At 74.5% G+C, this 13,209-nt stretch carries 11 protein-coding genes; 9 read left to right on the top strand and 2 right to left on the bottom strand.

Features of this window, described 5'->3' with window-relative positions; all coding sequences use genetic code 11:
- Positions 1-148: 148 nt before the first annotated feature.
- Positions 149-820 carry an N-acetylmuramoyl-L-alanine amidase gene (locus EBN88_RS09730; protein ID WP_122183405.1) on the bottom strand — a complete coding sequence of 224 codons (672 nt, stop codon included), beginning with the start codon at positions 818-820 and terminating at the stop codon, positions 149-151.
- Positions 821-986: 166 nt separating this feature from the next.
- On the opposite strand from EBN88_RS09730, the gene EBN88_RS09725 reads away from it, so the two are divergent.
- Both EBN88_RS09725 and mnmA read left to right on the top strand, forming a co-directional pair.
- The gene (locus EBN88_RS09725; protein WP_122183404.1) at positions 987-2,156 is read left to right on the top strand and encodes a cysteine desulfurase family protein; all 1,170 of its coding nucleotides are present in this window, start codon (positions 987-989) and stop codon (positions 2,154-2,156) included.
- 40 nt (positions 2,157-2,196) lie between these two features.
- A complete protein-coding gene (gene mnmA, locus EBN88_RS09720) occupies positions 2,197-3,381 on the top strand; it encodes a tRNA 2-thiouridine(34) synthase MnmA (RefSeq protein WP_122183403.1) in 1,185 nt (394 codons plus the stop codon).
- A gap of 13 nt (positions 3,382-3,394) precedes the next feature.
- On the opposite strand, the gene EBN88_RS09715 is transcribed toward mnmA, so the two are convergent.
- Positions 3,395-4,201 (bottom strand): carbon-nitrogen hydrolase family protein, encoded by an 807-nt coding sequence (locus tag EBN88_RS09715; RefSeq protein WP_122183402.1) that lies wholly within the window; start codon positions 4,199-4,201, stop codon positions 3,395-3,397.
- Between the two features lie 43 nt (positions 4,202-4,244).
- Here EBN88_RS09715 and EBN88_RS09710 point away from each other — a divergent pair, with 43 nt between their 5' ends.
- The 7 genes from EBN88_RS09710 to EBN88_RS09680 all read left to right on the top strand — a co-directional run bounded on the left by EBN88_RS09710 (position 4,245) and on the right by EBN88_RS09680 (position 13,186).
- Positions 4,245-4,934: an SDR family oxidoreductase gene (locus EBN88_RS09710; protein WP_122183401.1), complete on the top strand. Its 690-nt coding sequence runs from the start codon at positions 4,245-4,247 to the stop codon at positions 4,932-4,934.
- A 174-nt stretch (positions 4,935-5,108) separates the two neighbouring features.
- On the top strand, positions 5,109-6,074 hold the full coding sequence (locus EBN88_RS09705) for a methionine synthase (protein WP_122183409.1): 966 nt from the start codon (positions 5,109-5,111) through the stop codon (positions 6,072-6,074).
- A 51-nt stretch (positions 6,075-6,125) separates the two neighbouring features.
- Positions 6,126-8,444: an NAD-dependent DNA ligase LigA gene (ligA, locus tag EBN88_RS09700; protein ID WP_407703392.1), complete on the top strand. Its 2,319-nt coding sequence runs from the start codon at positions 6,126-6,128 to the stop codon at positions 8,442-8,444.
- A gap of 216 nt (positions 8,445-8,660) precedes the next feature.
- Positions 8,661-10,718, top strand: a complete 2,058-nt coding sequence (locus EBN88_RS09695) for a putative bifunctional diguanylate cyclase/phosphodiesterase (protein WP_122183399.1) — start codon at positions 8,661-8,663, stop codon at positions 10,716-10,718.
- 448 nt (positions 10,719-11,166) lie between these two features.
- Positions 11,167-11,463 (top strand): Asp-tRNA(Asn)/Glu-tRNA(Gln) amidotransferase subunit GatC, encoded by a 297-nt coding sequence (gatC, locus tag EBN88_RS09690; protein ID WP_122183398.1) that lies wholly within the window; start codon positions 11,167-11,169, stop codon positions 11,461-11,463.
- Between the two features lie 5 nt (positions 11,464-11,468).
- The gene (gene gatA / locus EBN88_RS09685) at positions 11,469-12,962 is read left to right on the top strand and encodes an Asp-tRNA(Asn)/Glu-tRNA(Gln) amidotransferase subunit GatA (protein ID WP_122183397.1); all 1,494 of its coding nucleotides are present in this window, start codon (positions 11,469-11,471) and stop codon (positions 12,960-12,962) included.
- Complete coding sequence (locus EBN88_RS09680) at positions 12,959-13,186, top strand: hypothetical protein (protein WP_122183396.1); 228 nt, start codon at positions 12,959-12,961, stop codon at positions 13,184-13,186. Before gatA ends, EBN88_RS09680 begins: the two co-directional genes overlap by 4 nt.
- Positions 13,187-13,209 lie beyond the last annotated feature (23 nt).

Here is a 13,209-nt window from a genome sequence, read left to right as displayed (position 1 = left end):
CGCCAGGGCGCCGCGACGTGTTCGTCTGGCCCCGCGCAGGGGCTGCTCCGGCCGTGCCGGGCCCGGGCACGGCACGGCGTCGCGCCCGGGCCGCGCCCGCCGGGCGCGGCCTCCCGTTCCGGCCGGCAAGGCCCCCGGTTCCGGCCGGCTAGGCCTCCGCGACCATCGTCAGATAGCGGTCCCAGTCCCAGTGGGGGCCGGGGCAGACGCGGACCACCTCGGGGACCTCGTTGTGGCCGACGATGTGCTCGCGGTCGATGGGGATCTCGTGCCGCGCGCAGATTCCCGCGACCAGCCGGGCCGAGGACTCGTAGAGCGCGTCCGTCAGATACTCCGGCCGGTCCGCCCAGCCCTCGTGCTCGATGCCGATGCTGCGCTCGTTGAAGCCCCGGTGCCCCGCGTGGTACGCGACGTCCAACTCCCGGGCCAGCTGGGCGACATGGCCGTCGGAGGAGCGGATCACATAGTGGGTCGCCGCGCCGTGCGAGGGGTCCTGGAAGACGCGGAGCGTGATCGGGTAGGTCGCCTCCGGCATGTGGATCACGACCCGGTCCACCGTGTAGTCCCGGGGGCGGTTGGCCCTGCGGTAGTTGGCCGGGTCGGCCGGTATCCACTCCGCTCCCGGGTGATCCACCTCACCCTCGACCCGGGGCACGTTGGCCCCCGAGTACCGCCACCACCAGGAGCTGAGTTGCTCCCGCCCGGCATACCCGGCGACGCCCAGGACGCCCGCCGTTCCGCCCAACAGCAGCGCCCTGCGCGGCAGGCCGGAGCGCCCCGGGGGCGACGACTCGGGCTCGCGGGCCGCGTGTTCACCCATGGTCTCCTCGTTCCCCTCCGGCGCCCCACCTGCCCACCACCGGCGCCTCACGGTTCGAAGAACGGCCGGTGCGCGCGGCGGGTTCCGTACCACCTGGCGTGCGTCGTCTCACCAGGCGTCCCGCCGTCCGGCCATCCCCCGGCCGACTCCTAGAATCGGCGTCACCATGCCCTACCTCGACCACGCCGCCACCACGCCCATGCTGCCCGAGGCGCGGGAGGTGATGACCGCCCAGCTCGGCCGCACCGGCAACGCCTCCGCGCTGCACGCGTCCGGCCGCCGGGCCCGGCGCACCGTGGAGGAGGGCAGGGAGGAGCTGGCGGCCGCGCTGGGCGCGCGCCCCAGCGAGGTCGTGTTCACCTCGGGTGGCACCGAGGCGGACAACCTTGCCGTCAAGGGCCTCTACTGGTCCCGGGTCGCCGCCGACCCGCGCCGCCGGCGGCTGCTGGCCAGCCCGGTGGAGCACCACGCGGTGCTCGACGTGGTCCACTGGCTCGCCGACCACCAGGGCGCGGTCGTGGACTGGCTTCCCGTCGACGCGCTGGGCCGGGTGCACCCCGAGGGGTTGCGCGCCGCCATCGAACGCGCCCCCGACGAGGTGGCCATGGCCACCGTGATGTGGGCCAACAACGAGATCGGGACGATCCAGCCGATCGAGGAACTGAGCGCGGTCGCCGCCGAGTTCGGCGTTCCGCTGCACGCCGACGCGGTGCAGGCCGTCGGCCAGCTGCCGGTCGACTTCGCCGCGTCGGGCCTGACCGCGCTCACCGTCTCCGGCCACAAGATCGGCGGCCCGCTCGGCGTCGGCGCGCTGCTGCTCTCCCGGGACGCCAGCCCCGTTCCCGTCCTGCACGGCGGCGGCCAGGAGCGGGACGTGCGGTCCGGGACGCTGGACGTGCCGGCGATCGCCGCGTTCGCCACCGCCGCGCGGCTGACCGTGGCCGGGCAGCCCGAGTTCGCCCGGCGGATCGGCGCCCTGCGCGACGAGCTGGTCGCTCGCGTGCGTTCGGCCGTTCCCGACGCGGTGTTCAGCGGCGACCCCGACCCGGCGGGCCGGCTGCCCGCCAACGCGCACTTCGCGTTCCCCGGCTGCGAGGGCGACTCGCTGCTGCTGCTCCTGGACGCCCAGGGCATCGAGTGCTCGACCGGCTCCGCCTGCACCGCCGGCATCGCGCAGCCCAGCCATGTGCTGCTGGCCGCGGGCGCCGACCCCGAACTGGCCAGGGGCACCCTGCGCTTCAGCCTCGGGCACACCTCGACCGCGGCCGACGTCGAGGCCCTGGCGACGGCGATCGGCCCGGCCGTCGAGCGGGCCAGGGCCGCCGGGCTCAGCTGAGCGAGGCGCCGGGCGGCCGGGGCCGTACCCTGGACGGGCTATGAGTGACTTTCCCGGTGCCTCCGACGCCTTCCCCGGTGCCCCCACCGGCCCCCGCACGGGTTCCCGACCGCGGGTGCTGGCCGCCATGTCCGGCGGCGTGGACTCGGCGGTCGCCGCCGCCCGCGCGGTCGAGGCCGGACACGAGGTGACCGGCGTCCACCTCGCCCTCTCCGCCAACCCGCAGTCCTTCCGCACCGGCGCGCGCGGCTGCTGCACGATCGAGGACTCCCGGGACGCCCGCAGGGCCGCCGACGTGATCGGCATCCCCTTCTACGTGTGGGACCTGGCGGAACGCTTCCGCGCCGACGTCGTCGACGACTTCATCGACGAGTACCGGGCCGGCCGCACCCCCAACCCCTGCCTGCGCTGCAACGAGAAGATCAAGTTCGCCGCGCTGCTGGACCGGGCGCTGGCGCTGGGTTTCGACGCGGTCTGCACCGGCCACTACGCCAGCGTGCGGGTCGCCGCCGACGGCCGCCGCGAGCTGCACCGGGCGAGCGACGCGGCGAAGGACCAGAGCTATGTGCTGGGCGTGCTCGACGACCGGCAACTGGCCCACGCGCTCTTCCCGTTGGGCGACACCGAGGCCACCAAGGACGAGGTGCGGGCCGAGGCCGAACGCCGGGGCCTGGCGGTGGCGCGCAAGCCCGACAGCCACGACATCTGCTTCATCGCCGACGGCGACACCCAGGGCTTCCTGGCCCGCCACCTCGGCGCGGCCGAGGGCGACATCCTCGACCAGGACGGCACCAGGATCGGCACCCACCAGGGCGCGCACGGCTTCACGATCGGCCAGCGGCGCGGGCTGCGCATCGGGCACCCGGCGCCGGACGGCAAGCCGCGCTATGTGCTGGACATCTCGCCCGTCGACAACACGGTCACGGTCGGCCCGGCCGAGGCGCTCGACATCGCCGAGCTGACCGCGATCCGCCCGCGCTGGTGCGGCGGCACCGCGCCGGACGGGGCCGGCCGTTACACCGCCCAGCTCCGGGCGCACGGCGCGGAGACCCCCGTCACGGCAGAGGTGGTGGACGGCGAGCTGCGGGTCACGTTCGACGCCCCGGTGCGCGGCGTCGCCCCCGGGCAGGCGGTCGTTCTCTACGACGGCACCCGCGTCGTCGGCTCGGCGACGATCGCGCGCACGACGAGCGCGACGCGCGCCGCCGGCCGCGCGGGGGCCTGACCGCCGATCGGCCTCAGCGCACCCGCACCCGGTTGGCCAGGACCGGGACGGTGCGCCTGGCCTCGTCGACGGCGGCCGGGTCCACGTCGGACAGCAACAGCCCCGGTTCCCCGGCCAGCCGCGCGGTCACCTCGCCCAGCGGCGAGACCACCATGCTGTGGCCGACGCCGGTCGGCGCCCTGGTCGCCGGCGGTTCGCCGACCGTCGCCGGGTCGGCCTGGCCGGCGGCCAGCACCCAACACGTGCTGTCCAGCGCCCTGGCCCGCACCAGCACCTCCCACTGCGCGACCTTCCCCGGGCCCGCGCCCCAGGAGGCGGGCAGCACCACCAGCCGCGCGCCCCGGTCGGCCAACGCCCCGAACAGGTCGGGGAAGCGCACGTCGTAGCAGGTCGCGAAGCCCAGCGTCAGCCCGGACGCGCCCTCGGGCTGGGCGGTCACCACGCGGTCGCCGGGGGCCACCGTCGCCGACTCGGCGAAGTCGAACGCGTCGAAGAGGTGGATCTTGTCGTAGTGGGTGTCCACGCCCCGGCCGGTGATCAGCAGGGTGTTCCGCACCCGGCCGTCCTCGTTCGGGGTGAACATGCCGGCCACCACCAGCGTTCCGGTCCGTTCCGCGACCTCGCGGACCCCGTTGGCCCAGGGCCCGTCCAGCGGCTCCGCCAGCGGCGCCAGCGGCACGCCGAACCGCGCCATCGCCGCCTCGGGGAAGACCACCAGCTCCGCGCCCCGGCGGGCGGCCCGCTCCGTCTGGTCGACGAGGGCGCGCAGGTTCTCCCCCGGGGAGACTCCGGCGGCCAGCTGGCTGAGCGCGATGCGCATGGGGTGGGTCCTTCCCTCGACGGCCCTGGGGGACCATGGTGCTATGGCGACACATGTGATCACAGGGGCGGGCTCCGGCATCGGCGCCGCCCTGGCGCGGGAACTGCTGGCGCGCGGGGACGAGTTGTGGCTCTGGGCGCGCGACGCGGGGCGCGCGAAGGAGCTTCGGGAGCGTTTCGAGGGCGCGCGCACGCTGGTGGGCGACCTCGCCGAGCCCGAGCGCCTCTCCTGGGCGCTGGGCCACCAGGCGCCGCCCGACCGGATCGACGGCCTGGTGCACTGCGCCGGCGTCGTGGAGTTGGCCGAGATCGGCGAGCTGACCCCGAAGGTGTGGCAGTCGGTGCTCGCGGCCAACCTGGTCGCCCCCGCCGAGCTGACCCGGCTGCTGCTGCCCCAGCTGCGGGTCGCCAAGGGCCGGGTGGTGTTCGTCAACTCGGGCGCCGGGCTGAGCGCCAACCCGCGCTGGGGCGCGTACGCGGCCAGCAAGCACGGGCTGCGCGCGCTGGCGGACGCGCTGCGCGGGGAGGAACGGGCGAACGGCGTCGGGGTGACCACCGTCTATCCGGGCCGCACCGCGACGCCCATGCAGCGGAAGGTGCACCGGCAGGAGGGCCGCGACTACGACCCGGAGCGCTGGATGTCGCCCGAGTCGGTGGCCGCGACCGTGCTGCTCGCGCTCGACCTGCCGCGCGACGCCGAGGTCACCGACCTCCAGGTCCGGCCGGTCGGTTGAACGCCGTGAACGCCGTGAACCCGGTGAATGCCGTGGGCGCGGTGAGCGGCTCCGGGGCGACGGGGACGGAGTGACGGACGTGACGGAGTTGACCGAGGTGACGGAGTTGGCGGAGTGACCGAGAACACGCGGGCGTTTCCCTGGGGCGAGGCGGCGGCCACCGGGGTCGGGTCGATGCCGGGCGAGGACGCCAGGGAGGCGGCCAGGACGGTCGCCGGGGAGCTGGAGTCGTTGCTGTTCCTGCCGGAGCTGCCGGCACGCGGCCCCGGCGCCGACATGGTGGGGCGCACCACGGGGCTGCTCGCCGAGCTGTACGCCCGGCTGGAGCCGAGCGGTTGGCGGATCGGGGACCGGCCGGGACGGGACACCCGGCGGGCCCGGGCCTGGCTGCGCGAGGACCTGGACGCGATCGAGGAGTTCACCCAGGGCTTCGATGGGGTGCTCAAGGTCGCGGTGGTGGGCCCCTGGTCGTTGGCCGCCGCGCTGGAGCGGCGCAACGGCGAGGCGATGCTGGGCGATCCGGGTGCCTGTCGGGACCTGGCCCAGTCGCTGGCCGAGGGGCTGCGCGAGCACCTGGCCGAGCTGCGGCGGCGGGTGCCGGGGGCGACGGTGGTCACGCAGTTCGACGAGCCGTCGCTGCCCGCGGTGTTGACCGGGCGGGTGCGCACCGCCAGCGGCTACCGCACCCACCGCGCGGTGGACCGGGCGGTGGCGGAGGAGACGCTGCGCGGCCTGGTCGAGGTCGCGGGCGAGGCGCCGACGGTGGTGCACTGCTGCGCGCCCGGGGTCCCGTTCGCGCTGCTGCGCCGGGCGGGCGCGCGGGCGGTCTCCTGCGATCTGAGCCTGCTCACCGAACGTGACGACGAGGCGGTCGGGGAGGCGGTGGAGGGCGGAGTCGCGCTGTTCGCCGGGGTGTTGCCGGGGGCGGGCGTCGCCCTCGGTGAATTGTCAGACCCGGCCGGTACTGTCACTCCCGTCAGGTCGCTTTGGCGCAGGCTGGGGCTGTCGCCCGGGCTCCTCGCGGAGTCCGTCGTGGTCACCCCGTCCTGCGGGCTCGCGGGCGCCTCCCCGGCGTACGCGCGGGCCGCGTTGGCGCACTGCGTCCGGGCGGCGAGATCCCTCGCGGACAACCCTGAGTGACGGGAGAGCAGGACTGTGGCTGGCGAACGCCCCCTGGAAGACGAGTCGTCGGTGCCTTCCGAGGCCCGCGAGCGACATGCCCGCCTGGCCGAGCAGGTCGAGGAGCACCGCTTCCGTTACTACGTGAAGACCCCGGTCATCAGCGACGCGCGGTTCGACGCGCTGCTGCGCGAGCTTCAGGCGCTGGAGGAGGAGCACCCGGCGCTGCGCACCCCGGACTCGCCGACCCAGCAGGTCGCGGGGACGTATGAGACGGAGTTCACCTCCGTCGAGCACCGGGAGCGGATGCTGTCGCTGGACAACGCGTTCGACGACGAGGAGCTGGCCGCCTGGGAGCAGCGGGTCGCCGAGGAGCTGACCGGCATCCCCCACCACTTCCTGTGCGAGCTGAAGGTCGACGGCCTCGCGGTCAACCTCACGTACGAGCACGGCCGGTTGACCCGCGCGGCCACCCGGGGGGACGGCCGCACCGGAGAGGACATCACGCCCAACGTCCGCACCATTCGCGAGGTGCCCAACCGCCTGCTGGGGGAGCGGGTTCCGGCGCTGGTGGAGATCAGGGGCGAGGTCTTCTTCCCGATGGACCGCTTCGAGGAGCTGAACGAGCGGCTGGTCGCCGCCGGGGAGAAGCCGTTCGCCAACCCGAGGAACGCGGCGGCCGGTTCGCTCCGCCAGAAGGACCCGAAGGTCACCGCGAGCCGCCCGCTCCAGATGGTGGTGCACGGCATCGGCGCCCGCGAGGGCTTCGACATCGCCCGGCTCTCCGAGGCGTACGAGCTGCTGGCCGGGTGGGGCCTGCCCACGGCGCGCGCCAGCAAGGTGGTCACCTCGCTGGCGGGCGTGCGGGAGTTCATCGCCTACTACGGCGAGCACCGGCACGCGGTGGAGCACGAGATCGACGGCGTGGTCGTCAAGTTGGACGAGATCCCGCTCCAGGGCCGCCTCGGCCACACCTCGCGCGCCCCGCGCTGGGCCATCGCCTGGAAGTACCCGCCGGAGGAGGTCAACACCAGGCTGGTCGACATCCGCGTCGGCGTGGGCCGCACCGGCCGGGTCACGCCCTACGCGGTGGTCGAGCCGGTCACGGTGGCCGGCTCCGAGGTGGAGTTCGCGACCCTGCACAACCAGCAGGTGGTCAAGGCCAAGGGCGTGCTCATCGGGGACACGGTGGCGCTGCGCAAGGCGGGCGACGTGATCCCGGAGATCCTCGGCCCGGTCGCGGACCTGCGGGACGGCAGCGAGCGGGAGTTCGTGATGCCGAGCGAGTGCCCCGAGTGCGGCACCGGGCTGATGCCCATGAAGGAGGGGGACATCGACCTGCGCTGCCCCAACGCCCGTTCCTGCCCCGCGCAGTTGCGGGAGCGGATCTTCTATCTGGCGGGGCGCCGCTGCCTGGACATCGACCACTTCGGCTATGTCGCGGCCACCGCACTCACCCAGCCGCTGGAGCCTGCCGAGCCGCCGCTGAGGGACGAGGGCCGCCTCTTCGAGCTGACGGTGGAGGAGCTGCTGCCGATCCGGTCCTATGTGCTGGACCAGGACACCGGGCTGCCCAAGACCGATCCGGAGACCGGCGAGCCCAAGGTGGTGACGTTCTTCGCCAACCAGCAGGGCGAGCCGAAGAAGAACGCGCTGGCCATGCTGGAGTCGATCCGGGCGGCGAAGGAGCGGCCGTTGGCCCGGATCATCGCCGGGCTCTCCATCCGGCATGTGGGGCCGGTCGCCGCCGAGGCGCTGGCCAGGGAGTTCCGTTCGCTGGACCGGATCGCCGAGGCGAGCGAGGAGGAGTTGGCGGCCACCGAGGGCGTGGGGCCGACGATCGCCGCCTCGCTCAAGGACTGGTTCGCGGTCGACTGGCACCGGGAGATCGTGGAGCGCTGGCGGGCCGCCGGGGTGCGGCTGGCCGAGTCGGGCGAACGGGACGAGGCGCCGCGCCCGTTGGCCGGCGTCACGGCCGTGGTGACGGGCACCCTCGCCGGCTGGACGCGCGACGGCGCGCAGGACGCGCTGCGCACCCGGGGCGCGAAGGTGACCGGATCTGTCTCCAAGAAGACGGATTTTGTGGTGGTTGGGGAAAGCCCCGGTTCGAAGTTCGACAAGGCCATGCAGCTGAAGGTGCCGGTGCTCGACGAGGCCGGCTTCGGGGTGCTGCTCGAAGAGGGGCCCGACGCGGCCCGCGCGGTCGCGGTGCGACCGGCCGAGCCGGAGCCGGCCGAGGCGGCGGAGGCCGAGGCGGCGGAGCCGGAGGGGACGAGGCCGGCCAGGTCGGCCAAGGCCGCGAAGTCGGGAGATCCGTCGCAGGCGTCGAAGGCCGCGAAGTCGGAGGAGGCGGAGAAGTCGGAGAAGGGGGGCGGCGAGGGCGCGGCCTGACGGCGGGGCGCACGCGGTGGCGCGCGATCGGGAGCCCGGAGCAAGCATGTACCACCCCGGCGCGCGGCATATACCAGGGGACTAGAACGCGCCGGGTCGCTTTCGGCAACCCGTCAAGTTCCCTGCCGCCGACGGCCGTTGGCCGCCTAGGGTGGGCAGGACCCGTCCGCCCGTCCCATCGGCGAGCGGGTCGAGCCGTCGTGAGAGGTTCCCGCCATGCTGTCCACCCCGAGGGTGAGAACGACCTCGCGGCGTGGCCTGCCCGGGCCGCGCCGCTGGGGCCGCGCCGCCGTGGTTGGCACCGCCGTGCTGATGACCGCCGGCGGCGTCGCCTCGGCGCTGGACGACGGCCGGGGGCTCTTCCCCGGCGACCGCGTGGGCTGGGGGTTCGCCATCCTCGCCCTGCTGGTCGCCGCCCAGCTGGCCCTCGCCGACCGGCGCCTCAACGGCGGCAGCAGCGCCGGCTGCGCCCTGGCGCTCTCCGCCCTGCTGGTCCACGGCTGGCTGCCGGCCGTGCTGGTCGTCGTCGCCGTCGCGGGCCTGGTCGCCGCCGCCCGCCCCGCCTGGGGGCGTGCCGCGCTGTGGCACGGCGCCGTCGGCGTTCACGGCATCGGAGCCGCCGCCCTGGTGCTCGCCTCGTTCGGCACCACGCCCAGCGTCGAACGCCCCTGGCAGCCCAGCGAATGGGACCCAGCGACGCTGCCCCAACTGCTCCTGGCCGGCCTCGCCCAGATCCTCGTCTGCCGCGCCCTGCACGGCCTGAACGGGCAACGCCCGGGCGCCGCCTCGCTGTTCGGCGGCTTCGCCTGGCCGCGTCAGATGGTCGTCGCGCTCGCCCTGCTCTGCCTCGCCCCGCTGACGGCCGTCGTCGCCGAGACCGCGCCGGGGCTGCTGCCACTCTTCGCGGTGCCGTTGATCGCCGTGGACTCCACCTTCCGGATGGCCACCGCGCGCGCCGAGGACCAGCTGCTCGACCCGCTCACCGGGCTGCCCAACCGCCAGTGGCTGCTGACCCGCACGGCAGAGGTGCTCGCCGAGGCGGCCGGCGAACGGCGCCGGGTCGGGCTCATCCTGATCGACCTCGACAGCTTCCGATCGGTCAACGACACCCTGGGCCATCTCACGGGGGACCGGTTGCTTGTGCTGATCGCCGACCGGGTGCGGGCCCGGCTCCCGGCCGGCGCCCAGGCCGCCCGCCTCGGCGGCGACGAGTTCGCCGTGCTGCTCCCGCACGCCGGCTCCGCCACCGCGGCCCAACGCACCGCCCGCCTCCTCATCGGCGCCCTGGACGCGCCGCTCGAACTCGACGGCATCAGCCTGCTCGTGGAGGCCAGCGCCGGCGTCGCCGTCTACCCCGAACACGCGCCCGAGGCCGAGGGCCTGCTGCGCCGCGCCGACGTCGCCATGTACCTGGCCAAGCGCGACCGCACCGGCGTCGAGGTCTACGAGGCCAGCAGGGACGGCAACACCCCCGACCGGCTCGCCCTGTTGGGCGACCTGCGCCGCGCCCTGGAGGCCGGCGAGGTGGAGCTGCACTACCAGCCGAAGGTCGGCTTCGACGGCGCCGTCGCCGGTCTCGAGGCGCTCGTCCGCTGGCACCACCCGGAGCGCGGGCGGGTCGCCCCCGACGAGTTCATCGCCATCGCCGAGGCGTCGGGCCTGATGCCCCGACTCACCGAGTACGTGCTGGAGACGGCCCTCGGCCAGGTCGGCCGCTGGCGCCGGGCCGGGCTCACCGTTCCCGTCGCCGTCAACGTCTCGCCACGCGACGTCCTCTCACCCGGCTTCGCCGGCGCCGTCGCCGCCCGACTCGCCCGACACCGCGTCCCGCCCGACGCGCTCCAACTGGAGATCACCGAACACGTCATGCTGGAGGACCCGCGCCACGCGGCCGACACCCTCGCCGCCCTGACCGGGCACGGCGTGCGGATGTCCCTGGACGACTTCGGCACCGGCTACTCCTCCCTGGTCCACCTCCGCCGGCTGCCGGTCAGCGAGTTGAAGATCGACCGCTCCTTCGTCGGGCGCCTGGTCGCCGACGCCGAGGACGCGGAGATCGTGCGCTGCACGATCGACCTGGCGCACTCGCTCGACCTGCTGGTCGTCGCCGAGGGCGTCGAGGACGACGAGACCTGGGAACGGCTGCGCGACCTGGGCTGCGACGCGGTCCAGGGCTGGCTGGTCTCGGCGGCCATGCCGGCCACCGAGACCACGGCCTGGCTGCGCGCCAGGGAGTCCCGCTCCCCGGAGGCGGCGGAGCCGCTGCCCCGGTGAGCTTCCCTTGGAGCGGACTCGGCGCGGGTCGGGTGGCTGCGCCGACGGGCCGGAGGGCGTTGCTCTGGAGCGGTCGCCAGCTCCAGCGGCCCCGCCCACCCGTCGCCTCACCCGCCCCGTTCACCACCCCCGACCATCGCCCAAGAAGAACCCCCAAAGCCCCCACCAGCGAACCCGCCAGCGAACCCACCAGCGCCGACCGGGCGCCCGATCGCACGCCCGCCCCGCAGGGGCGGCCTCCCGCCGCGCCCCGCCAGGGGAAAGCCGGGCGCGGGCAGTCAGTGCCGCGTCCTAGGATTGGGCGCGCACGGGATCGCCGGTCCACCGCGTGGCCGCCGGGCCGCCTCGCGGCCCGCCCGGTGTCCGTCAACGCGGCGGACCCGTCGGCCCCGTCGCCATCGAGAACCAGCATCGAGAACCAGCCCGCGACGAGCAAGAGGATCGCCACATGCCCGGCATCACGCGCGAGGAGGTCGCCCACCTCGCCCGGCTGGCGCGTCTGGAGCTTTCGGCCGAGGAGCTAGACCACTTCGCCGGACAGCTCGACGACATCATCGGCGCGGTCGCCCGCGTCTCCGACGTCGCCGCCCAGGACGTTCCGCCGACCTCCCACCCGCTGCCGCTCACCAATGTGATGCGCCCCGACGAGGTGCGCCAGGGGCTCACCCCCGCGCAGGCCCTCTCCGGCGCGCCCGCGCAGGAGCAGCAGCGTTTCAAGGTGCCCCAGATCCTGGGGGAGGAGTGAGCGAGATGGCAGACCTGATCCGGCTCACCGCCGCCGAGTTGGCGGCCGAGATCGCGGCGGGCTCGGTCAGCTCCGTCGAGGTCACCGAGGCGCACCTCGCCCGCGTCGAGGCCGTGGACGAGAAGGTGCACGCCTTCCTCCACGTCGACCGCGAGGGCGCCCTCGCCCAGGCCAGGGCGGTCGACGAGCGGCGCGCCGCCGGCGAGCGGCTCGGCCCGCTGGCCGGCGTCCCGCTGGCGCTGAAGGACATCTTCACCACCGAGGGCGTGCCGACCACCGTCGGCTCGAAGATCCTCCAGGGCTGGATTCCGCCCTACGACGCCACGGTCACCCGCCGCCTCAAGGAGGCCGGCGTGGTGATCCTCGGCAAGACCAACATGGACGAGTTCGCCATGGGCTCCTCCACGGAGAACAGCGCGTTCGGCCCGACGGGGAACCCGTGGGACCTCACCCGCGTCCCCGGCGGCTCCGGCGGCGGTTCGGCCGCCTCGCTGGCGTCCTTCCAGGCGCCGCTGGCCATCGGCACCGACACCGGCGGCTCCATCCGCCAGCCGGCGGCCGTCACCGGCACCGTCGGCGTCAAGCCCACCTACGGCGGGGTCTCCCGCTACGGCATGGTCGCGTTCTCCTCCTCGCTCGACCAGGGCGGGCCCTGCGCCCGGACCGTGCTGGACGCGGCGCTGCTGCACGAGGTGATCGCCGGGCACGACCCGCTGGACTCGACCTCCATCGACGCGCCCGTGCCCGACGTGGTCGAGGCGGCGCGGAACGGCTCGGTGGCCGGCCTGCGGATCGGCGTGGTCAGGGAGTTCCGGGGCGAGGGGTACCAGGCCGGGGTGCTCCAGCGGTTCGACGAGTCGGTCGCGCTGCTGCGGGAGTTGGGCGCCGAGGTCGTCGAGGTGTCCTGTCCCTCGTTCGACCTGGCGCTGGCCGCCTACTACCTGATCGCGCCCTCGGAGTGCTCGTCCAACCTGGCCAGGTTCGACGCCATGCGCTACGGGCTGCGGATCGGCGACGACGGCACCCGTTCCGCCGAGGAGGTCACCTCGCTGACCCGCGAGGCCGGCTTCGGCCCCGAGGTGAAGCGCCGCGTGATGCTCGGCACCTACGCGCTCTCCTCCGGCTACTACGACGCCTACTACGGCAGCGCCCAGAAGGTCCGCACCCTGGTGGCCAGGGACTTCGAGCGGGCCTTCGCCGACGTGCACGTGCTGGTCTCGCCGACGACGCCGACCACCGCGTTCCCGATCGGCGAGCGCGCGGACGACCCGATGGCGATGTACCGGGCCGACCTGTGCACCATCCCGGTCAACCTCGCGGGGAACGCCGCCATGTCGCTGCCCTGCGGTCTTGCCCCCGAGGACGGCCTGCCGGTCGGCCTCCAGATCATCGCCCCCGCGATGGCGGACGACCGGCTGTACCGCGTCGGAGCCGCCGTCGAGGCCGCGTTCCAGGCACGCTGGGGGCACCCGATTATCGAGGAGGTACCGGCGCTGTGAGCAAGAAGCCGAAGTCCAAGGTGGGGACGTACCTGTCCATCGGCAGCTCGCTGTTCGGCGCGTTCGGCGTCGTCAGGCAGCTGCGCGAGGCCCGCGAGGAGCAGGACGGCCTGCGGCTGGTGGACGCCGTGGTCTCCGCCGCCGCCATCGCCACCGGAGTCGCTCTGCTCGCGCGCGAGCTGCGCCGCATGAACCAGGACGGCGGTGAAGTGCCCGGTGACTGACGCTGTGACCGACGCAGTGACCG

This window comes from Streptomyces triticirhizae, from assembly GCF_003696235.1.
Classification (GTDB): Bacteria; Actinomycetota; Actinomycetes; order Streptomycetales; family Streptomycetaceae; genus Streptomyces; species Streptomyces triticirhizae.
Note: the sequence above shows the minus strand (reverse complement) of the source record. Positions and strands in the feature narration are given on the sequence as shown.

Excerpts from the sequence above, each read along its gene's own strand:
- EBN88_RS09730 (WP_122183405.1), bottom strand. The coding sequence starts at position 820 with ATGGGTGAACACGCGGCCCGCGAGCCCGAGTCGTCGCCCCCGGGGCGC.
- EBN88_RS09725 (WP_122183404.1), top strand. The coding sequence starts at position 987 with ATGCCCTACCTCGACCACGCCGCCACCACGCCCATGCTGCCCGAGGCG.
- mnmA (WP_122183403.1), top strand. The coding sequence starts at position 2,197 with ATGAGTGACTTTCCCGGTGCCTCCGACGCCTTCCCCGGTGCCCCCACC.
- EBN88_RS09715 (WP_122183402.1), bottom strand. The coding sequence starts at position 4,201 with ATGCGCATCGCGCTCAGCCAGCTGGCCGCCGGAGTCTCCCCGGGGGAG.
- EBN88_RS09710 (WP_122183401.1), top strand. The coding sequence starts at position 4,245 with ATGGCGACACATGTGATCACAGGGGCGGGCTCCGGCATCGGCGCCGCC.
- EBN88_RS09705 (WP_122183409.1), top strand. The coding sequence starts at position 5,109 with ATGCCGGGCGAGGACGCCAGGGAGGCGGCCAGGACGGTCGCCGGGGAG.
- EBN88_RS09695 (WP_122183399.1), top strand. The coding sequence starts at position 8,661 with ATGCTGTCCACCCCGAGGGTGAGAACGACCTCGCGGCGTGGCCTGCCC.
- gatC (WP_122183398.1), top strand. The coding sequence starts at position 11,167 with ATGCCCGGCATCACGCGCGAGGAGGTCGCCCACCTCGCCCGGCTGGCG.
- gatA (WP_122183397.1), top strand. The coding sequence starts at position 11,469 with ATGGCAGACCTGATCCGGCTCACCGCCGCCGAGTTGGCGGCCGAGATC.